Genomic DNA, 19721 nt, shown 5'->3' with positions numbered 1-19721 from the left:
TGCGCCCGCGCAAGCGTCCCTTTGCCGTGCGCGGGCCGGGATGCGTGGTTAGAATTGCACTCCGCCGCAACAACAATTCTTCTTTGCCAGGGACGCGCTACAAGCGTGATCCCAAGGCACGGCCTGAGCCCCCTCTCACCTCAGGATTCCCATGACAACCGCGCAAGCCCCCCGTACCGGCAGCTGGCTGAACGTCATCGCCCTGGCCATCGCCGCCTTCATCTTCAACACCACCGAGTTCGTCCCCGTGGGCCTGCTCAGCGATATCGGGCGCAGTTTCGACATGCGTCCGGAACAGACCGGCCTGATGCTCACGCTGTACGCCTGGGTGGTGTCGCTGGCCTCGCTGCCGCTGATGCAGCTGACCCGCAACATGGAACGCCGGCGCCTGCTGGTGGTGATCTTCTGCCTGTTCATCGTCAGCCATGTGCTCTCCGGCTTTGCCTGGAACTTCACGGTGCTGATGATCAGCCGTTTCGGCATCGCCTTCGCCCACGCGGTGTTCTGGTCGATCACCGCCTCGCTCGCGGTGCGCGTGGCACCACCGGGCCAGCAGGCGAAGGCCCTCGGCCTGCTGGCCAGCGGGACCATCCTGGCGATGGTGCTGGGCATTCCGCTGGGCCGCGTGCTGGGTGAAGCGATGGGCTGGCGCACCACCTTCCTGGCGATTGCCGGCGTCTCGGTGGTCGTGGTGCTCTGGCTGGCCCGCGCGCTGCCGCTGCTGCCCAGCCAGAACTCCGGGTCGCTGCGCAGCCTGCCGCTGCTGCTGCGCCGCCCGGCGCTGGTGTCGATGTATGTGCTGACCGTGCTGGTGATCACCGCGCAATTCACCGCCTACAGCTACATCGAACCCTTCGCGCGGGAGATCGCCGCACTGGACAGCCAGAAGACCACGCTGCTCCTGCTGCTGTTCGGCGGCGCCGGGATGTTCGGTTCGATCCTCTTCAGCCGCTACAGCGAACGCTTCCCGCGCGCCTTCCCGTGCATGGCCATCGCCGTGCTCGGCGGCTCGCTCCTGCTGCTGATGCCGCTTTCCCATTCGCCCACGGCGCTGCTGGGCCTGAGCCTGTTCTGGGGCGCGGCGATCCTCTGCTTCGGCCTGGCGCTGCAGGCCAAGGTCCTGCAACTGGCCCACGACGCCACCGACGTGGCCATGGCGATGTTCTCCGGCCTGTACAACGTTGGTATCGGCGGCGGCGCGCTGCTGGGCAGCCGCGTGGCGGTGGGCATGGGGCTGGAGTGGATCGGCTATGTCGGCGGTGCGCTGGCGGTGGTCGGCCTGCTGCTCTGCCTGTTCGCCTGCTGGCGCTATGCGGCGGCGATGAGTGGCAACACCTCGCGTTGATCACCCCACGCCGGCGCTGCCGTTTCTCGTAGGCGCATAACGCGCCAGCATCATCCGCCCTGCGGCACCACAAGAACGTCAGAAACAAAAAGGCCGCCCCCCCTTTCGAGGCGCGGCCTTTTTCATTCAGCTCAGGATCAGCGGCTGGTCACAACAGCACCGGCCGGCTGAGTCGCCTCGGCGTATTCCGCCTCGGCTTCCTCGAAGCGCTGGATCATCGCCTTCGACGGTGCCGAGCCGATCAGGCTGAACACCACGATGGAGAGGCTGGAGAGAATGAAGCCCGGGATGATCTCGTACAGGCCGAGCCAGCCGAACTGCTTCCAGACGATCACGGTGACCGCACCGACGATGATGCCGGCCAGCGCGCCGTTGCGGGTCATGCCCTTCCAGAGCACGGAGAACAGCACCAGCGGACCGAAGGCGGCACCGAAGCCGGCCCAGGCGTAGGACACCAGGCCCAGGACGCGGTTTTCCGGGTTGGCAGCCAGTGCGATGGACACCAGCGCCACCAGCAGCACCATGGCGCGACCGACCCAGACCAGCTCGAGCTGGCTGGCGTTCTTGCGCAGGAAGGCCTTGTAGAAGTCTTCGGTCAGCGCCGAGGAGCACACCAGCAGTTGGCAGCTCAGGGTGCTCATTACCGCGGCGAGGATGGCGGACAGCAGCACGCCGGCGATCCACGGGTTGAACAGGATCTTCGCCAGTTCGATGAACACACGCTCGTGGTTTTCACCCACCGCGCCAGCCTGCTCCGGGTGCGCCTGGAAGTAGGCGATGCCGAAGAAGCCCACGGCGACTGCGCCACCCAGGCAGAGGATCATCCAGGTCATGGAGATGCGGCGGGCAGCCGGGATCGACTTCACCGAATCGGCGGCCATGAAGCGCGCCAGGATATGCGGCTGGCCGAAGTAGCCCAGGCCCCAGGCCATCAGCGACAGCACGCCGACGAAGGAAGCGCCCTTGAACATGTCGAAGTTGGCGGCGTCCTTGAGCTCGATGGCAGCGAAGGTCGGTTCCACGCCTCCGGTGGCGAACAGCACGATCACCGGGGTGAGGATCAGCGCGAAGATCATCAGCGAGGCCTGCACGGTGTCGGTCCAGCTCACCGCCAGGAAGCCCCCGACGAAGGTGTAGGCGATGGTCGCGGCGGCACCGGCCCACAGCGCAGTCTCGTAGGACATGCCGAAGGTGCTTTCGAACAGGCGGGCGCCGGCGACGATGCCGGAGGCGCAGTAGATGGTGAAGAACACCAGGATCACCAGCGCCGAGATCACCCGCAGGATGCGGCTGTTGTCCTCGAAGCGGGTGCTGAAGTAATCCGGCAGGGTCAGCGCGTTGCCGTTGTGCTCGGTGTGCACGCGCAGGCGCCCGGCGACGAACAGCCAGTTCAGGTAGGCGCCGCAGATCAGGCCGATGGCGATCCAGCTTTCCGAGATGCCCGACAGGTAGATGGCACCTGGCAGGCCCATCAGCAGCCAGCCGCTCATGTCCGAAGCACCGGCCGACAGCGCGGTGACGAAACTGCCGAGGCTGCGGCCACCGAGGATGTAGTCGGAGAAGTTGTTGGTCGAACGATAGGCGGCCAAGCCGATCAGAACCATGGCCGCGATGTAGATCACGAAGGTGATCAGTGTTGGCGTGTTGACGCTCATGGGGGCTCCCCTACAGCTTGTTTTTATCCAGGTTCGCGGGGTATCGCGGACCCTTGACTGGCAGCCGGCGTGGTTGACGCCGACCGGTTAGCGCTTGCTCACAGGCAAACCGGGTTGCGCGTGATGCCAAACAGGCACCGAACCTCTACGCGTCCCGACGCAGGCACGCCCTCATCCTTGCTGGCGTCATCCTGCAGCCGCCGTCTCACCACGGCGACTTCCGCCCCGCTTTCGCCGGTAGGCGAGGTGCGGGGCGTTTTCCGGGCGTTGCCCGGTCATCCTTCAGGCGCCGGAGTCGGCGTCCTGCTCCCGTCGAGTTATCTCCAGCCGCACAATACGGGGCTGGCGAGGAAGCTCGTCGGCAGTGACTGAAATTGAGCACACGCACGCATGAAGAAGCGGCAGGGAGTGGCCGGCGCGCGAGGGCGCGGATTGTACAGAAAGCAGGCGATGCGGTTGCACCGGTCCGACCGGTGACGGCGCGAGGCCACGGGCAGGCGCTGCAGGCCGGGCCGTGAAGGAAGTGGCGCGGCCAGGTGCAGGCGCGCGACAGGCAAAGACAGAACCGGTGATGGGCATGGCGCCCCTCCCGCGTATCGAGCTGGCTGTTGTTCTTGGTCTGACCGGGTTGCACCTTGGAACACCAGCAACGCGGTGGGCGGACTCTATGGGTTGCACCCAAAGGAATTCTTGCTGAAAGCTCTGGAGTTCTTGCAAAAGACTCCGGCGCCCGAAGGGCAATACCTGTCCATTCGATCAGTAATTCACGGTGCGCAGGCCCGCAGTTCAGCAGCGGCGCAGGTTGCCGGGGGTCAAACCCAGGTAACGACGCATCGCGGTGGTCAATGCGCTCTGGCTGGAGAACCCACATTCCCCGGCTACGCCGACCAATGGCAGCTCGGTTTCCCGCAGCAGGCGCGCGGCGCGGTCGAGGCGCTGGCGCAGCAGGTACTGGTGCGGCGTGAGGCCGACACGGTCCTTGAACTGCGCATGGAAATGGCTCGGACTCAGGCAGGCGACCTGCGCCAGCTCCGCCACGGTAATGCGCCGGGAAAGGTGCTCGGCGATATAGCCGTCCAGCCGCTCCAGGTCCAGCGGCCCGTTGCGCGGCGCACGGTCTTCGCCGAACAGCCGCAGGTGCAATGCTCGCAGCAACACGCCGCCCAGGGCACGGGCGAGCAGCGGGTCATCGCCGTAGCGGGCGATTTCCGCCCCGGCGTAGCTGAGCAGGTTCTGGAAGTCCGCATCCAGCGTCGGGTAGCGCGGCATTTCGAACAGCCTCGCCAGCAATTCGCGGTCCTGCTCGCCGGTACCTGCCGCGGTCAGATCGACGATCAGCATCCGGTTGTCGCCCAGCCCGGCGAACTGGTGCCCGACATCTCCTGGCACCAGGCATGCGCGCATACGGCAGACCTCGCCGGCGGTACCGCCTATCTCGAACTCCGCACGGCCGCTCAGAGACATCACCAACTGGTGATGGTCATGGGCGTGCTGGTCAGCCTGGTCGGGCAACGTGGCGAGACGGGTATCGAACATGGCGCGATCTGATCAAATTTTGAGCATGGTACGAAAATTCCATCGACCTGCCCAGCCAGCAGGTGCAACCCGGCGCAACTCGGCACCGGACTCCGCACGAAATCATCTAAGCAGGAAAGTCTTGCTAACCGATGAATATGTTATGTTATAACAAATAACACTTCCCCATTTTCCTCTTCCCGCCGCCTGGCACATCCCTGACCACGAGGGAGGGGTTCGCTTTGCCAGAAGAAAAACCAGGAGTTCGTCATGTCCCCATCCCTTCCCCGTCCACGCTGGCGTTTCGCACCGCTGGGCATCGCCCTCTGCGCCGGTGCGCCTTCGCTGGCCGATGCCGCCCCCACCGAACTGGAGCCGCAGGTGATTACCGCCAACCCGCTGGGCGATTCCTCCCCCGCGGCGCCCAGCAGCGTGCTGCAGGGCGACGAACTGACCCTGCGCCAGAAAGGCAGCCTGGGCGAAACCCTCAATGGCACGCCGGGCGTGTCCTCCACCTGGTTCGGCCCCGGCGCCAGCCGCCCGGTGATCCGCGGCATGGACGGCGACCGCATCCGCATCCTGCGCAATGGCGTCGGCACGCTGGACGCCTCGTCGCTGTCCTACGACCACGCCGTGCCGGAAGACCCCAACGTGGTCGAGCGCATCGAGGTCGTGCGCGGCCCGGCCGCCCTGCTCTACGGCGGCAACGCCATCGGCGGCGTGGTCAACAGTTTCGACAACCGCATTCCCAGCGAAGCGGTGGACGGCATCCACGGCCAGGGCGAGCTGCGCTACGGCGGCTCGGACACCACCCGCAGCGCTGCCGGCGCGCTCGAAGCCGGCGACGGCAACTTCGCCCTGCACCTCGACGCCGGCTCCCGCGAGTTCAACGACTTGCGTATCCCCGGCTACGCCCACTCGGCGCGCCAACGCCAAGTGGACGGCGACGACTCGAAGCACCGCGTCAACAATAGCGACGGCCGCCAGGACAGCGGCGCCATCGGTGGCAGCTACCACTGGGATCACGGCTATGCGGGCCTGTCCTACAGCGGCTACGACAGCAACTACGGCTCGCCCGCCGAGGACGACGTACGCCTGAAGATGCAACAGGATCGTTACGCCTTCGCCTCGGAAATCCGCGACCTCGACGGCCCCTTCAGCTCGGTGAAGCTGGACGCGGCCTACACCGAGTACCAGCACAAGGAAATCGAAGACGGCGAGACTGGCACCACCTTCAAGAACGACGGCTACGAGGCGCGTATCGAAGCCCGGCATAAACCGATCGGACCAGTGGAAGGCATCGTCGGCGCGCAGGTCGCCAACAGCCGCTTCTCCGCGCTGGGCGAAGAGGCCTTCGTGCCGCATACCGAGACCGACAGTGCAGCGCTGTTCTTCCTGGAGAACTGGCAGGCCACCGAGCGCCTGGCGCTGAACCTGGGCGGTCGCGCCGAGCACACGCGCATCGACCCCAATGCCAAGGACAACGAGCGTTTCGCCGAAAACGACGGTTCACGCAGCTTCACTGCCGGCAGCCTGTCCAGCGGCGCGGTGTACAAGCTGACGCCGATCTGGTCGCTGGCCGCCACCCTCGCCTACACCGAACGCGCACCGACCTTCTACGAGCTCTACGCCAACGGCGCTCACGCGGCGACCGGCACCTATGAAGTGGGCGACGCGGACGCGAGCAAGGAAAAAGCCGTTTCCACCGACCTCGCCCTGCGCTTCGACAGCGGCCGGCACAAGGGCAGCGTCGGCGTGTTCTACAGCCGCTTCTCCAACTACATCGGCCTGCTGGCCAGCGGTCGCTACCGCGACGAGGAAGGTGCGGTGGTGGATGCCGGTGACGACGAAGCGCTGCCCGAATATCTCTACAGCGGCGTGAAGGCCGACTTCTACGGCGTCGAGGCGCAGGACCGCATCCACCTGATGGACAGCCCCTACGGCCGCTTCGATCTGGAACTGTCCGGCGACTACACCCGAGCCAAGAACAAGGACACCGGCGAAGCGCTGCCGCGCATCGCCCCGCTGCGCCTGAACAGCGCACTGCTGTGGGAATTGCAGCAGTGGCAGGCGCGGGTCGATGTGGAATACGCCGCCGACCAGAACCGCGTGCCGGAGAACGAGCTGCGCACCGACGGCTATACCACCCTCGGCGCCAGCCTCGGCTACCGCTTCGACCTGGGCGACAGCCGCTGGCTGGCCTTCGTCAAGGGCGAGAACCTGACCAACCAGACCGTGCGCTACGCCAGCTCCATCCTGCGCGACAGCGTGCCGGCTGGCGGGCGTGGCATCCAGGCGGGGGTAAAAGTGGCGTTCTAAAGGCTAAGGCCGACGCCCGGCGAAATCCCGGGCGAACTGCGCGGCGATCCGCCCGGACCGCGACCCGCGATGGGTCGCCCAGCGGATCGCCGCCTGTTCCCACTCCTCCTGCGCAACGCCGCCCAGGCCGTGGTATTCCAGCCAGCGCGCGACCGCCTCCAGGTACTGCTCCTGGCTGAAGGCATAGAAAGATATCCACAGGCCGAATCGCTCGGAGAGCGAGATTTTCTCCTCCACCGCCTCGCCCGGGTGCAACTCGCCGCTCTCGCTGCGCTGGAAGGCCAGGTTGTCCTCGGCACGTTCGGCGAGCAGATGGCGGCGGTTGGAGGTCGCGTAGATCAGCACGTTGCCGGACTGCCCGGACACCGAGCCGTCGAGCACGGTCTTCAGGCCCTTGTAGCCGGTCTCGCCATCCTCGAAGGAAAGGTCATCGCAGAACAGGATGAAGCGCTCCTGGCGATGGCGCAGCAGGTCGATGATCTGCGGCAGGTCGGCCAGGTGTTCCTTGTCCACCTCGATCAGGCGCAGGCCTTCGGCATGAAAGGCGTGCAGGCAGGCCTTCACCAGCGAACTCTTGCCGGTGCCGCGCGCGCCGGTCAGCAGCACATTGTTGGCCGGGCGACCGGAGACGAACTGGCGGGTGTTCTGCTCGATCAGCGCCTTCTGCCGGTCGACATTGCGCAGGTCGTCAAAGGCGATCAGCACCGGCTCGATCACCGGCGTCAGGCGCGGCCGGCCCTGGCGGTATTCCCAGAGATGGGCGATAGCGCCCTCTTCCAGCGCCAGCTCGGCGCGCGCCGGCAGGGATTGTTCGAGCAGACTGGCGATACGAGCCAGTTGCTCGGCGATTACGGACAGGTCGGTCATGGCGGGATCATCGAAGCAGATGGGGACTGTTCATCAGCCTAACGATGGAGGAAAGTGGTCGTCTAACGACAAACAGGCATCCAGATGCTTAAAAAGGACATTCCACCTCAAGCCGTGGAAAACCACGGCGACGAACGGGCCGCCAGTCCGGTGGCCGCTGTCGCCCTGGATTTCCCCGACGGCCATCAGGTGCCCGCGCACAGCCATCACCGCGCGCAGCTGCTCTACGCCGTGCGCGGCGTGCTGGTAGTGGGTAGCGCCAGCGGTCAGTGGGTAGTGCCGGATAACCGTGGCCTGTGGATACCCGCCGGCGTGGAGCACTGGACGCGCATGGTCGGCGACGTGCGGGTACGCACGCTCTACGTGGAGCCGGGCAGCGCCCCGCACCTGCCGCCGGATTGCTGCGTGCTGGCGGTCTCGCCGTTGCTGCGCGAGCTGATCCTGGCGGCGCTGTCGATCAGTGGCGAGGTGCTCCCCGACTCCCGTGACGGTCGCATCCTCGGCCTGATGCTGGACGAGCTGCGTGAAGACCCCATGCTGCCCTTGCACCTGCCACTGCCCGCACATCCGCGGCTGCGCGCGCTCTGCCAGGCCATCCAGGCGCAGCCCGGCGACAACGCCAGCCTTGCCGACTGGGCGGCCCGGATGAGCGTCGACAGCAAGACGGTACAACGCTGGTTCTTCGCCGAAACCGGGCTGACCTTCGGCCAATGGCGGCAGCAGGCACGCCTGCTGACTGCGCTGGAGCGGCTGGCGCAGGGCGAGAGCGTGCTCAGGGTGGCACTGGAAGTGGGCTACAGCACACCCAGCGCTTTCAGCGCGATGTTCAGCCGCCAGTTCGGCCGCCCGCCCAGCGACTTCCTGCGGTCGCGCCGCTAATCCGCTCCTAAGCTCCACTCTCACACAATGGGTTGTAACACCTTCGGATACATCCATCGAAGCAATGGGATTGAAACCCTGGGTCGGTTTCCCCATCTAGACTGTCATGTTCAATCAGTCAGGTGCCTCATGAGCGACCACGACGAGATTCACGATATTCACAGCGCCGAAGAGGTCAGCAACACCGGGCTGGTGTTGCCGGGGCAGAACCTGCCGACCACGGTGTACGTCATCCCGATCCACAACCGCCCGTTCTTCCCGGCGCAGGTGCTGCCGGTGATCGTCAACGAGGAGCCGTGGGCGGAGACGCTGGAACTGGTCGCCAAGACCGAGCACCACAGCCTGGCGCTGTTCTTCATGGAGAACCCGCCCGACGACCCGCGCCACTTCGATCCGGACAGCCTCCCCGAGCACGGCACGCTGGTGCGCGTGCACCATGCGAGCCGCGAAGGCGGCAAGCTGCAGTTCGTCGCCCAGGGCCTGTCGCGCGTGCGCATCCGCGGCTGGATCAAGCGCCACCGGCCGCCCTTCCTGGTGGAGGTGGAGTATCCGCACACTCCCAGTGACCCCAGCGATGAGGTGAAGGCCTACGGCATGGCCCTGATCAATGCGATCAAGGAACTGCTGCCGCTCAACCCGTTGTACAGCGAAGAGCTGAAGAATTATCTCAACCGCTTCAACCCCAACGACCCGTCGCCGCTGACCGACTTCGCCGCTGCGCTGACCACGGCGCCGGGGTCCGAACTGCAAGGCGTGCTGGACACCGTGCCCATGCTCAAGCGCATGGAGAAGGTCCTGCCGCTGCTGCGCAAGGAAGTGGAAGTCGCGCGCTTGCAGAAGGAGCTGTCCGCCGAGGTCAACCGCAAGATCGGCGAGCGCCAGCGCGAGTTCTTCCTGCAGGAACAGCTGAAGATCATCCAGCAGGAACTGGGCATCACCAAGGACGACAAGAGCGCCGACTCCGACGAATTCCGCGCGCGCTTGGAAGGCAAGACCCTGCCCGAGCAGGCGAAGAAGCGCATCGACGAGGAACTGAACAAGCTGTCGATCCTGGAAACTGGTTCGCCGGAATATGCTGTCACGCGCAATTACCTCGACTGGGCGACCTCGGTGCCATGGGGCCTGATGGGTGTCGACAAGCTCGACCTCAAGCACGCGCGCAAGGTTCTGGACCGGCACCATTCGGGGCTGGAAGACGTGAAGGACCGAATCCTCGAGTTCCTCGCGGTGGGCACCTTCAAGGGCGAGATCGCCGGTTCCATCGTGCTATTGGTGGGCCCGCCCGGCGTCGGCAAGACCAGCATCGGCAAGTCCATCGCCGAGAGCCTGGGGCGGCCGTTCTATCGCTTCAGCGTCGGCGGCATGCGCGACGAGGCCGAGATCAAGGGCCACCGGCGCACCTACATCGGCGCCCTGCCCGGTAAGCTGGTGCAGGCGCTCAAGGACGTCGAGGTGATGAACCCGGTAATCATGCTCGACGAGATCGACAAGCTCGGCAGCAGCTACCAGGGCGACCCCGCCTCGGCGCTGCTGGAGACGCTCGATCCGGAGCAGAACGTGGAGTTCCTCGACCACTACCTGGACCTGCGCCTGGACCTGTCCAAGGTGCTGTTCGTCTGCACCGCCAACACCCTGGACTCCATCCCCGGCCCGCTGCTGGACCGCATGGAAGTCATCCGCCTGTCCGGCTACATCGCCGAGGAGAAGCTGGCCATCGCCAAGCGCCACCTGTGGCCCAAGCAGCTGGAAAAGGCCGGCGTGCCGAAGAATCGCCTGTCGATCAACGACGCTGCCCTGCGTGCCGTGATCGAGGGTTACGCCCGCGAGGCCGGTGTGCGCCAGCTGGAGAAAGTGCTCGGCAAGCTGGTGCGCAAGTCGGTGATGAAGCTGCTGGAAGACCCGGATTCGGTGGTGAAGATCGGCGCCAAGGACCTGGAGGAATACCTCGGCACGCCAGTGTTCCGCACCGAGCAGGTGCTCTCCGGCGTCGGCGTGATCACCGGCCTGGCCTGGACCAGCATGGGCGGCGCGACCCTGCCGATCGAAGCGACGCGTATTCATACGCTGAACCGCGGCTTCAAGCTCACCGGCCAACTGGGTGACGTGATGAAGGAATCGGCGGAAATCGCCTACAGCTACATCAGTTCGAACCTGAAGAAGTACGGCGGCGAGTCGACCTTCTTCGACCAGGCCTTCGTCCACGTGCACGTGCCGGAAGGCGCCACGCCCAAGGACGGGCCCAGCGCCGGCGTCACCATGGCCAGCGCCCTGCTGTCCCTGGCGCGCAACCAGGCGCCGAAGAAAGGCGTAGCGATGACCGGCGAGCTGACCCTCACCGGCCAGGTGCTGCCGATTGGCGGTGTCCGCGAGAAGGTCATCGCGGCACGCCGGCAGAAGATCTTTGAGCTGATCCTGCCCGAACCCAACCGCGGGGATTTCGAGGAACTGCCGGAGTATCTGAAGGAAGGGCTGACGGTGCATTTCGCCAAGCGCTATGGGGACGTGGCGAAGGTGTTGTTCCCGGGCTGACTGGCTGCGCCCAGCTGATCGCGGGCATGCCCCGCTCCTGCAGCGGATTCGAGCTGTAGGAGCAAGGGGGACGCCCAGTTCTTGCTCGCGAACCCGGCGCCGCTGCGATGCGGTTCGCGAGCAAGCTCCTACACGAAAGCATGCCCTGCCCGCTGGCTTTGGCTTTGGCTCTGGCTTGAGTGGACTTCCAGAGAAACCACCACACACTCCGAACTGCCCCTTTCAGGAGGCCTCGTTGAAGCGCAGTTTCAGGGGGCGAGCGACATGGATGTCGCGAGAGCCACGATGGGCCAGGGATGGCCCGCCGTGGCGGGCCCCTGAAACTTCGGTTCAACGAGGGCATTTTTCGCCCCAAGCGAAAAACCGGATGGAGGGGGCAAGACCTTTTGGTTCCTTTTGGGGCGTTTGCCAAAAGGGACTCGCCCGAGGGGGCGAAACAAAATCTTGCAGCACACACCGAGGCAACGCTGAATCACATCCCTACAAGGCGAACACAGTCCGCTTGAAACACCGATTGCGTTATCCTGCGGCCCAACCTGTCCCCTCCCAGGAGCCGTCATGCCGTCGTACCGCACATTGCTGCCCCTCTCCCTGGTCCTGCTCGCCGGCTGCGCCGGACAGACCAAACCCGTGGTCACCCTGGAAGACGCCAGTGACTGCAAGCCACTGAAACTGCACACCGGCCAGGAACTCGTGCTGATCCTGCCGAGCAACCCCACCACCGGCTTCCGCTGGGAACTGCGCAATGCCGCCAACGGCCTGCTGCGCGCCCTGGGCCCGGAGGTTTACAGCAACCCGGAAGACGCCGGCCTGGTCGGCAGCGCCGGCGAATCCACCTGGCGCTTTCGCGTGACCGCCGCCGGCGAGGACAAGCTGGAACTGGCATACCGCCGCCCGTGGGAAGCCGAAGTCGCCCCCGCACAGACCTTCGTCTGCCCCATCGCCGTGAAGTAACGCTGCGATACCCGGCGCCATAAGCCGCTCGCGCTGACGCCTTCGGCCTGTAGGCCAGGCACCGCGCTGCGGCACAGTGGGCGCTCATTTCCTCGGGAGGGAACCCCATGCGCTGGGCACTCTTGGCACTGATCGGCGGTGCCGCCTACCTGTTCGCCGTGACCTTCGACCTGCCCGCCCTGCGCATGCTGTGCAAACCGCTGCCGGTCCTCGCCATGCTCTTCTGGATTCTCGGTACACCTGCAGACGGCTATCGCCGCTGGGTTACCGTCGGCCTGGTGCTGTCGATGCTCGGCGACATCCTGCTGGAATGGCCGATCAACGCCTTCGTGCCTGGCCTGGCCGCCTTCCTGCTTGCGCATCTCGCCTACCTGGCCGCCTACCTGGGCGACACCCGCCGCCTAGCCCCGCTAGGCCTGCTGATCGCAGGTGGCGTGGGCGGCGCCCTGTTCGCCCTGCTCTACAGCCGCGGACTCGGCCCACTGCTGTTGCCGATCGCGCTGTATAGCCTGACCATCAGTGCCATGCTCTGGCGCGCCATCGCTCGTCTCGGCGTGCCGTCGATTGCCGGTGCCAGCCGGGTGTTCGCCGCCCTGGGCGCGCTGCTGTTCGTCAGCTCCGACTCGATGATCGGCATCAACCGCTTCGTCGCTGCCTTCGACGGTTCGTCCTACGCCATCATGCTCACTTACTGGCTCGGCCAACTTGGCATCGCCGCGTCGGTCACATCCCGTCATTTCGCTCTGCCATACTCGGAAGGACAAACCGCTTCCCGGGCCTGACATGCTGCGAATCGCTTCACCGCTGCTACTCCTCTGCTCGGCGCTGGCCAGCGCCGAACCCCTGCGCCTGGCCGGTGACGACTGGTGTCCCTACCTCTGCCCGGACGACCCGGACAAGCCCGGCTACCTGCTCGAAGCCCTCGGCCAGGTCCTGCCGCAGCCGCCGTTGTTCGAACCCCTGCCCTGGCCGCGCGCCCTGCAGATGGCCCGCGAGGGGCTGGTGGATGGCGTGGTCGGCGCCTATAGCGAAGAGTCAGAAGAACTGCTGATCGGCGAGGAGCCCATCGGTTGGGTGACCATGCGCTTCTACGTGCGCAACGACAACCCCTGGACCTGGCAAGGTCCGACCTCGCTGGGCAACCAGTCCATCGTTCTGGCCCAGGGCTACTCCTACGGCCGGGAGCTGGATGCCTGGCGCGACGAACACCTTTCCAACCATGAGCAGGTTCAGGTGCTCAGCGGAGAGAAAGTCCTCGAACGCAATATCCAGAAGCTGCTGCTGGGACGCATCACGGTACTGCTGGAGGACAGCCAGATCGTCGAGCATTACCTGCATCGCCACGGCCTGTCGGAGAGCATTCAAGCCGCCGGTGAACTCGCCGATAAACGTCCCATGTACGTCGCCTTGAATCCGCGCCTGGATGGCGTGCAGGATCGCCTGGCCGACCTCGACGAAGGCCTGCGTGAACTGCGTCGCACTGACCAGTGGAAACCCCTGATGCAGGGTTATGGCATCGCCGTTGACTAGTCCCACGAAGGCATGAGAAAAGTCCGGCAGAGCCCTCTGTCATCGGCTATAGATCAATTATAAGAGACTGGGAAAAAGGGGAGCTCCATGCGTGCAGTAGTTCGCTCGATGTTGTTGCTGGGAGCCTGCCTGACTCTCTCGGCCTGTGGCAGCCTGCTGCCCAGCGAACGCGCGGAAGTGCAGTCACCATTCCTGGATTACCAGGATGCACAGAGCCGCTACAACCAGGTCGATCCTGGAAAGACCACCAAGTCGCAGCTCTATGCGCTGGGCTTCGATCCGCTGTCCCAGGGCAACGCCAAGATGCTCTCGTTCATCGACGTGCGCCTGCTCTTCGTGCAACCCAACATCCCCATCGACTACCTGCCTGACGGTCTGGTCACCTGCCTGCAGGCCAAGGACCGCTGCATCGGCTACGCCTTCGACTTCAACAAGACCGACAGCCAGCGCGTCGGCAGTTTCTGGGCCGACATCTTCAACTTCCGCAAGCGCCGCCAGGTGCAGGGCTGGTCGTTCCGCCCGGTGTTCGTGCTGATCGACGACGTGGTCGTGCACAAGACCAGCAATGGCGAGCCGAACATCCGCCGCATGGAAGACAAGAAGAACCCGCTCGGCCCGCTGCAGGGTGCCGGCGAATACTTCTCCGACCAGCTCAAGTGACCCTTATCGGCTGACGCTTGGGCGCACTTCGCGCCTCGGCTACAATGCGCGCCCCGGCAAACCGGGCGCGCCGCGCCCCGTCGCCAGTCCAGCGTAACGAGGCCCCATCCAGCGTGAGCGAATCCGACCGCATCTTCGCCCAGCCGCAAGCCCAGGTTCCCGACTTTACCTTCAACGAAGACGTGGTGCGCGTCTTCCCGGACATGATCAAACGATCGGTGCCGGGCTACCCCACCATCGTCGAGAACATCGGCGTGCTCGGCGCGCGCTTCGCCACACCGAACAGCGTGCTCTACGATCTCGGCTGCTCGCTGGGTGCCGTGACCCAGGCGTTGCGCCGCCACGTGAAGACCGACGGCTGCCGCGTCATCGGCGTCGACAATTCCGCGCCGATGATCGAACGCTGCGGCGAATACCTGCGCGCCCAGGACGCCATGCACCAGGAACTGCTGCCGGTCGAACTGATCGAGGCGGACATCCTCAAACTGGACCTCGAGCCCTGCTCGCTGATCGCGCTGAACTTCACCCTGCAGTTCATCGCCCCCGAACAACGCCTGGAGCTGCTCACCCGCCTGCATGGCGCACTGCTGCCCGGCGGCGCGCTGATCCTCTCGGAGAAGCTGCGCTTCGCCGACGAGCAGGAACACGAGCTGCTCACCGACCTGCACATCGACTTCAAGCGCGCCAATGGCTACAGCGAACTGGAAATCGCCCAGAAGCGCACCGCCATCGAGAACGTCATGCGCCCCGATACCCTGGAAACCCACCGCGAGCGCCTGCTGGCCGCCGGTTTCTCCAAGGTCGTGCCCTGGTTCCAATGCCTCAACTTCGCATCCCTGATTGCCCTGCCATGATCGAACGCTTCGACCTCGACCGCCTCGGCCTTGAACTGGCCGGCACACCGCTGGAATCCTGGGCGGCCACGCTGCCCGCGCAACTGGCCGCCAAGGTCGACGACGGCCATGGCGACCTGGAACGCTGGCTGGCCGCGGTGGATCATCTGCCCGAACTGCAACCTGCCGCCGTCGAACTGCGCGAGCGCTTCAATCTGGAAGGCGCCTGCGACGAGGCCACCCGCGACCAGCTCAAGCTCGCCCTGCAAGGGCTGATCCCATGGCGCAAGGGACCGTTCCACCTGTTCGGCGTGCACATCGATACCGAATGGCGCTCGGATTGGAAATGGGAGCGTGTCTCGCCGCACCTCGACCTGACCGGCAAGCGCGTGCTGGATGTCGGCTGCGGCAACGGTTACTACCAGTGGCGCATGCTCGGCGCGGGCGCTCGCAGCGTGGTGGGCGTCGATCCGAACTGGCTGTTCTTCTGCCAGTTCCTCGCCATGAAGCGTTACCTGCCAGACCTGCCGGCGTGGCACCTGCCCTTCGCCCTGGAAGACCTGCCCGAAAAGCTGGAAGGCTTCGATACCGTGTTCTCCATGGGCGTGCTCTACCATCGCCGCTCCCCCATCGACCACCTGCTCGCGCTCAAGGATTGCCTGCGCAAGGGGGGCGAACTGGTGCTGGAGACCCTGGTGGTGGAAGGCGACGTGAACACCGTGCTGGTGCCCGAGGACCGCTACGCGCAGATGCGCAACGTGTGGTTCCTGCCGTCGGTGCCGGCGTTGGAGCTGTGGCTGCGCCGCGCGGGCTTCACTGACGTGCGCAGCGTGGACATCAGCCGCACCTCGGTGGAAGAACAGCGGGCGACCGAGTGGATGCGCTACCAGTCGCTACCGGATTTCCTCGATCCGGAAGATCACGGCCGCACCATCGAAGGCCTGCCGGCGCCGCTGCGCGCCACGCTGGTGGCACGCAAGCCCTAAATCTCGACAGCTTCGCGAGCAAGCTCGATCCTACGAAGAGCAGTGCTCCTTGTAGGACCGAAGGAGGCGTCTAGCCCTTGCTCGCGAACCACCCCAATCAGCGATTGGCCGCCGCCACGATCAGCGCCTTCATCTCGGCAACAGCCTGCTTGAAGCCCACGAACAGCGCGTGAGCGACGATGGCGTGGCCGATGTTCAGTTCGTTGATCCCGGCAATCGCCGCCACCGGCTCGGCGTTGTGGTAATGCAGGCCGTGGCCGGCGTTGACGATCAGGCCATGGGACAGGCCGAATTCCACGCCATCGCGAATGCGCGCCAGTTCATGGGCCGCTTCGGCCGGGTTGTGCGCGTCGGCGTAACGACCGGTGTGCAGTTCGACGGCCGGCGCACCGATGCGTGCCGAGGCCTCGATCTGAAGCGGGTCCGGGTCGATGAACAGCGACACTTCGCAACCAGCGGCCGCGAGGCGCTGCACCGCTTCGCGGATGCGCGCTTCCTGGCCGGCGACGTCCAGGCCGCCCTCGGTGGTCAGTTCCTGGCGGGTTTCCGGGACCAGGCATACATGGGCCGGACGGATGATCTCGGCGAACTTCATCATCTCCTCGGTCACACCCATCTCGAAGTTCATGCGCGTCTGCAGCACTTCGGCGAGCACGCGCACATCGCGGTCCTGGATGTGCCGGCGATCTTCGCGCAGGTGCACGGTGATGCCGTCGGCGCCGGCTTCCTCGGCGTCCAGCGCGGCTTTCACCGGGTCGGGATAACGGGTGCCGCGGGCCTGGCGCAGGGTGGCGACGTGGTCGATGTTCACGCCGAGCAGGATACGGTTGGCTTCAGTCACGGGAGTTGTCCTTGCGATTCATGAAGAGCTCGCGGCTGACCAGCGGTCGGCCGCCAAGATGGGGTGCCAGCGCCTGACGCATCAGGCGCTTGGCCGCCGCCAGGGCGCCCGGCGCGCTCCAGTCGGCTTCGGCCATGGCCAGCAGGTCGGCGCCGTGGAACAGGCCCGGCTGCAGGCTGCCGACCGGCTCGAGGCCCGAGTCGGGCAACAGGCGATAGAGACCGTCCGGCGCAACGCTCTGGCCGACGATATCGGTGTCCAGGGAAAAACCATAGCCCAGGTCGTCCAGCAGCCGCCATTCGAAGGAGCGCAGCAACGGCTCCAGCGGATTGCCGGCGGCCAGCAGCGGCAGGGTCGCGAGGTAGTGATCGAACAATGCGGGATGCGGATCCTCCGCCGGCAGCAGGCGGATCATCAGCTCGTTCAGGTACAGGCCGCTGAACAGCGCCTCGCCACTGAGCAGGTTGGGGATGCCGTTGGGTTCCAGGCGCACGACGTTCTTCAGCTCACTGCGTCCGCGGAACTCGACCTCCAGCGGCACGAACGGCCGCGCCAGCGCACCGGCCCTGCCCCGCGCGCCGCGCAGCACAGCACGCAGACGCCCCAGCGGGGTGAAGAAATCCACCAGCGCGCTGGTTTCCTTGTAGGGACGGCTGTGCAGGACGAAGGCGGCTTGGGCAGTGGAAGCGAGGCTCATGGCGCTACGCCTGGAGTGGAAGTCGGGAGGTGAGCGCCCTCAGGCGCCCGAAGGGTGCGCCCCGCAAAAGGTCGCGGGGCGCCGAGGGTCAGAGGTCGCCGTAGCCCAGCGAACGCAGTGCGCGCTCGTCGTCGGACCAGCCGCCTTTCACCTTCACCCAGAGATTGAGCATGACCTTGGAATCGAACAGCACTTCCATGTCCTTGCGCGCGTTCTGGCCGATGCTTTTGATGCGCTCGCCCTTCTCGCCGATGATGATCTTCTTCTGGCCGTCACGCTCGACCAGGATCAGCGCATGGATATGCAGGATAGGACCGTCCTGCTTGAATTCCTCGATCTCCACGGTGACCTGGTACGGCAGCTCCGCGCCCAGCTGGCGCATGATCTTCTCGCGCACCAGCTCGGCAGCGAGGAAACGGCTGCTGCGGTCGGTGATCTGGTCTTCCGGGAAGAAGTGCTCGCTCTCCGGCAGGCGCTCGGCCACCAGGGATTCCAGCACATCGAGATTCTGCCCGTGCTGGGCAGAGATCGGCACGACTTCGGCATTGGGCAGCTGTTCGGCCAGCCACTTCAGGTGCGGCAGCAACTCGCCCTTGTCTTCCATGCGGTCGACCTTGTTCACCGCCAGCAGGACCGGGCAACTCACGCATTTGACCTTGTCGTAGACCATCTGGTCTTCGTCGGTCCAGCGGTTGCGATCGACGACGAAGATCACCACGTCGACGTCCTTCAGCGCGGCGCTGGCCGAACGGTTCATGTAGCGGTTGAGGGCCTTGTCGTTGTCCTTGTGCAGGCCGGGGGTGTCGACATACACCGCCTGCACGTCACCCTCGGTCTTGATACCCAACAGGGTGTGGCGGGTGGTCTGCGGCTTGCGCGAGGTGATCGCCAGCTTCTGCCCGAGGATGTGGTTGAGCAGGGTCGACTTGCCGACGTTGGGGCGGCCGACGATGGCCACATAGCCGCAACGAACGACTCCTGCTTCATCGTGCTCGGATGGGTCGTGCTGGTCTTGCTCGTGCTCACTCATGGCCATTCTCCACGCCCAGGGCTGCCAGCGCGGCGGCGGCGGCCACCTGCTCGGCGATACGGCGGCTGCCGCCGTGCCCGTGGGTCTTGTCATTCAGCAGGGCCACCTCGCACTCGACGAAGAAGGTGCGGCAGTGCGGCTCGCCCTGGATATCCACCACGTCGTAGCGCGGCAGTTCGCACCCGCGGGACTGCAGGAACTCCTGCAGGCGGGTCTTGGGGTCCTTGTTGGTATCCACCGGGGTCAGCTCACGCAACTGCGGGCCGAGCCAGGCCATGATCCGCTCGCGGGCGGAATCCATGCCGGTGTCCAGATAGATGGCGCCGATCAGCGCCTCCATGGCGTCAGCCAGAATCGACTCACGGCGATACCCGCCGCTCTTCAGCTCGCCCGAGCCCAGTCGCAGGTAATCCCCGATTTCGAAACCGCGGGCCAGCAGGGCCAGCGTCTCGCCTTTCACCAGGCGCGCACGCAAGCGCGACAGCTGGCCTTCACGGGCCTGGGGGAAATGGGTGAACAGGGCTTCGCCAATGACGAAGTTGAGGATGGCGTCACCGAGGAACTCCAGGCGCTCGTTATTGCGCCCGGCGAAACTGCGATGGGTCAGCGCCAGGACCATCAGGTCCTGGTCGCGGAAGGTGTAGCCAAGCTTGCGCTCGAGTCGATCCAGGCTGTTGTTGCTCACGGCATTCGTACACGGAATTCTTTGTCAAATTTGACCACCAGGTCGATGTTCTGCACCAGTGGCTCGCGTCTTTCATATTTCAGGTGAGCACGGAACTCATTGTTCTCGAGCTTCACGTCCAGGGCATCGTCGAGGTTGAGGCCACGGATGCTGTTGATGGACATCGCCTTGCCTACGTAAGCGTAAAACTCGGGGACAGTGCGCACTTCTGCGGCCTTGTCGGTTTCCACCGAGGTGATGGCCTTTTCGATGGCGTAGTAGTCCATGTAGTGCGGGAAAAGCTTGAACGCAGCACTGGCCAGGAACGCCACGACGGCGAGTACCACCAGCCAACCCAGCAACGACATCCCCTTCTGCGAACGTGCGTACGTCATATCGACCTCATGTCGGTATCTT

18 protein-coding genes are annotated in these 19721 nt (G+C 65.3%); 10 read left to right on the top strand and 8 right to left on the bottom strand.

Translation table 11 applies throughout. The features are described from left to right. Nucleotides 1–151: 151 nt before the first annotated feature. A complete protein-coding gene (locus tag GJV37_RS16890) occupies nt 152–1345 on the top strand; it encodes a sugar transporter (RefSeq protein WP_193452761.1) in 1194 nt (397 codons plus the stop codon). Nucleotides 1346–1482: 137 nt separating this feature from the next. Here the strand turns inward: GJV37_RS16890 and putP are convergent, their stop codons facing one another. Beyond that, complete coding sequence (putP, locus tag GJV37_RS16885) at nt 1483–3000, bottom strand: sodium/proline symporter PutP (RefSeq protein WP_193452760.1); 1518 nt, start codon at nt 2998–3000, stop codon at nt 1483–1485. 786 nt (nt 3001–3786) lie between these two features. Beyond that, nucleotides 3787–4536: a helix-turn-helix transcriptional regulator gene (locus GJV37_RS16880; protein WP_193452759.1), complete on the bottom strand. Its 750-nt coding sequence runs from the start codon at nt 4534–4536 to the stop codon at nt 3787–3789. A 249-nt stretch (nt 4537–4785) separates the two neighbouring features. Here GJV37_RS16880 and GJV37_RS16875 point away from each other — a divergent pair, with 249 nt between their 5' ends. Continuing rightward, a complete protein-coding gene (locus GJV37_RS16875) occupies nt 4786–6834 on the top strand; it encodes a TonB-dependent receptor (protein ID WP_193452758.1) in 2049 nt (682 codons plus the stop codon). Nucleotides 6835–6837: 3 nt separating this feature from the next. Here the strand turns inward: GJV37_RS16875 and GJV37_RS16870 are convergent, their stop codons facing one another. Next, nucleotides 6838–7701: an ATP-binding protein gene (locus GJV37_RS16870; RefSeq protein WP_193452757.1), complete on the bottom strand. Its 864-nt coding sequence runs from the start codon at nt 7699–7701 to the stop codon at nt 6838–6840. An 84-nt stretch (nt 7702–7785) separates the two neighbouring features. On the opposite strand from GJV37_RS16870, the gene GJV37_RS16865 reads away from it, so the two are divergent. From GJV37_RS16865 to cmoB, 8 genes are all read left to right on the top strand, one after another. Continuing rightward, nucleotides 7786–8580 carry an AraC family transcriptional regulator gene (locus GJV37_RS16865; protein WP_024765552.1) on the top strand — a complete coding sequence of 265 codons (795 nt, stop codon included), beginning with the start codon at nt 7786–7788 and terminating at the stop codon, nt 8578–8580. A 129-nt stretch (nt 8581–8709) separates the two neighbouring features. Next, nucleotides 8710–11109, top strand: coding sequence for an endopeptidase La (lon, locus tag GJV37_RS16860; protein WP_084359651.1), 2400 nt, complete (start codon nt 8710–8712; stop codon nt 11107–11109). 558 nt (nt 11110–11667) lie between these two features. Continuing rightward, a complete protein-coding gene (locus GJV37_RS16855) occupies nt 11668–12063 on the top strand; it encodes a protease inhibitor I42 family protein (RefSeq protein ID WP_024765550.1) in 396 nt (131 codons plus the stop codon). Nucleotides 12064–12170: 107 nt separating this feature from the next. Then, complete coding sequence (locus GJV37_RS16850; RefSeq protein WP_084359652.1) at nt 12171–12845, top strand: lysoplasmalogenase; 675 nt, start codon at nt 12171–12173, stop codon at nt 12843–12845. A 1-nt stretch (nt 12846) separates the two neighbouring features. Next, nucleotides 12847–13593 carry a substrate-binding periplasmic protein gene (locus GJV37_RS16845; RefSeq protein WP_193452756.1) on the top strand — a complete coding sequence of 249 codons (747 nt, stop codon included), beginning with the start codon at nt 12847–12849 and terminating at the stop codon, nt 13591–13593. An 87-nt stretch (nt 13594–13680) separates the two neighbouring features. Next, nucleotides 13681–14253 carry a hypothetical protein gene (locus GJV37_RS16840; protein WP_026078837.1) on the top strand — a complete coding sequence of 191 codons (573 nt, stop codon included), beginning with the start codon at nt 13681–13683 and terminating at the stop codon, nt 14251–14253. Between the two features lie 113 nt (nt 14254–14366). Beyond that, nucleotides 14367–15107: a carboxy-S-adenosyl-L-methionine synthase CmoA gene (gene cmoA / locus GJV37_RS16835; RefSeq protein ID WP_024765547.1), complete on the top strand. Its 741-nt coding sequence runs from the start codon at nt 14367–14369 to the stop codon at nt 15105–15107. Beyond that, nucleotides 15104–16072, top strand: a complete 969-nt coding sequence (cmoB, locus tag GJV37_RS16830; RefSeq protein WP_170859126.1) for a tRNA 5-methoxyuridine(34)/uridine 5-oxyacetic acid(34) synthase CmoB — start codon at nt 15104–15106, stop codon at nt 16070–16072. Before cmoA ends, cmoB begins: the two co-directional genes overlap by 4 nt. A 97-nt stretch (nt 16073–16169) precedes the next feature. Here cmoB and pdxJ read toward each other — a convergent pair whose 3' ends face one another. The 5 genes from pdxJ to GJV37_RS16805 all read right to left on the bottom strand — a co-directional run bounded on the left by pdxJ (nt 16170) and on the right by GJV37_RS16805 (nt 19699). Further along, a complete protein-coding gene (gene pdxJ / locus GJV37_RS16825; RefSeq protein ID WP_024765545.1) occupies nt 16170–16913 on the bottom strand; it encodes a pyridoxine 5'-phosphate synthase in 744 nt (247 codons plus the stop codon). Continuing rightward, nucleotides 16906–17610 carry a DNA repair protein RecO gene (gene recO / locus GJV37_RS16820; protein WP_024765544.1) on the bottom strand — a complete coding sequence of 235 codons (705 nt, stop codon included), beginning with the start codon at nt 17608–17610 and terminating at the stop codon, nt 16906–16908. The genes pdxJ and recO overlap by 8 nt, the downstream gene beginning before the upstream one ends. Nucleotides 17611–17698: 88 nt before the next feature. After that, nucleotides 17699–18640: a GTPase Era gene (era, locus tag GJV37_RS16815; RefSeq protein WP_193452755.1), complete on the bottom strand. Its 942-nt coding sequence runs from the start codon at nt 18638–18640 to the stop codon at nt 17699–17701. After that, nucleotides 18633–19325 carry a ribonuclease III gene (gene rnc, locus GJV37_RS16810; RefSeq protein ID WP_024765542.1) on the bottom strand — a complete coding sequence of 231 codons (693 nt, stop codon included), beginning with the start codon at nt 19323–19325 and terminating at the stop codon, nt 18633–18635. The genes era and rnc overlap by 8 nt, the downstream gene beginning before the upstream one ends. Beyond that, nucleotides 19322–19699 (bottom strand): DUF4845 domain-containing protein, encoded by a 378-nt coding sequence (locus GJV37_RS16805; protein ID WP_170859127.1) that lies wholly within the window; start codon nt 19697–19699, stop codon nt 19322–19324. The genes rnc and GJV37_RS16805 overlap by 4 nt, the downstream gene beginning before the upstream one ends. Between the last annotated feature and the right edge of the window lie 22 nt (nt 19700–19721).

This window comes from Pseudomonas nitroreducens (genome assembly GCF_010994165.1).
GTDB lineage: Bacteria > Pseudomonadota > Gammaproteobacteria > Pseudomonadales > Pseudomonadaceae > Pseudomonas > Pseudomonas nitroreducens.
Note: the sequence above shows the minus strand (reverse complement) of the source record. Positions and strands in the feature narration are given on the sequence as shown.

What these genes read in the sequence shown, in the direction of transcription:
- GJV37_RS16890 (WP_193452761.1), top strand. Translation starts at nt 152, where the DNA reads ATGACAACCGCGCAAGCCCCCCGTACCGGCAGCTGGCTGAACGTCATC.
- GJV37_RS16880 (WP_193452759.1), bottom strand. Translation starts at nt 4,536, where the DNA reads ATGTTCGATACCCGTCTCGCCACGTTGCCCGACCAGGCTGACCAGCAC.
- GJV37_RS16840 (WP_026078837.1), top strand. Translation starts at nt 13,681, where the DNA reads ATGCGTGCAGTAGTTCGCTCGATGTTGTTGCTGGGAGCCTGCCTGACT.
- era (WP_193452755.1), bottom strand. Translation starts at nt 18,640, where the DNA reads ATGAGTGAGCACGAGCAAGACCAGCACGACCCATCCGAGCACGATGAA.
- lon (WP_084359651.1), top strand. Translation starts at nt 8,710, where the DNA reads ATGAGCGACCACGACGAGATTCACGATATTCACAGCGCCGAAGAGGTC.
- GJV37_RS16875 (WP_193452758.1), top strand. Translation starts at nt 4,786, where the DNA reads ATGTCCCCATCCCTTCCCCGTCCACGCTGGCGTTTCGCACCGCTGGGC.
- GJV37_RS16855 (WP_024765550.1), top strand. Translation starts at nt 11,668, where the DNA reads ATGCCGTCGTACCGCACATTGCTGCCCCTCTCCCTGGTCCTGCTCGCC.
- cmoB (WP_170859126.1), top strand. Translation starts at nt 15,104, where the DNA reads ATGATCGAACGCTTCGACCTCGACCGCCTCGGCCTTGAACTGGCCGGC.
- recO (WP_024765544.1), bottom strand. Translation starts at nt 17,610, where the DNA reads ATGAGCCTCGCTTCCACTGCCCAAGCCGCCTTCGTCCTGCACAGCCGT.
- putP (WP_193452760.1), bottom strand. Translation starts at nt 3,000, where the DNA reads ATGAGCGTCAACACGCCAACACTGATCACCTTCGTGATCTACATCGCG.
- GJV37_RS16850 (WP_084359652.1), top strand. Translation starts at nt 12,171, where the DNA reads ATGCGCTGGGCACTCTTGGCACTGATCGGCGGTGCCGCCTACCTGTTC.
- GJV37_RS16805 (WP_170859127.1), bottom strand. Translation starts at nt 19,699, where the DNA reads ATGACGTACGCACGTTCGCAGAAGGGGATGTCGTTGCTGGGTTGGCTG.
- GJV37_RS16865 (WP_024765552.1), top strand. Translation starts at nt 7,786, where the DNA reads ATGCTTAAAAAGGACATTCCACCTCAAGCCGTGGAAAACCACGGCGAC.
- GJV37_RS16870 (WP_193452757.1), bottom strand. Translation starts at nt 7,701, where the DNA reads ATGACCGACCTGTCCGTAATCGCCGAGCAACTGGCTCGTATCGCCAGT.
- GJV37_RS16845 (WP_193452756.1), top strand. Translation starts at nt 12,847, where the DNA reads ATGCTGCGAATCGCTTCACCGCTGCTACTCCTCTGCTCGGCGCTGGCC.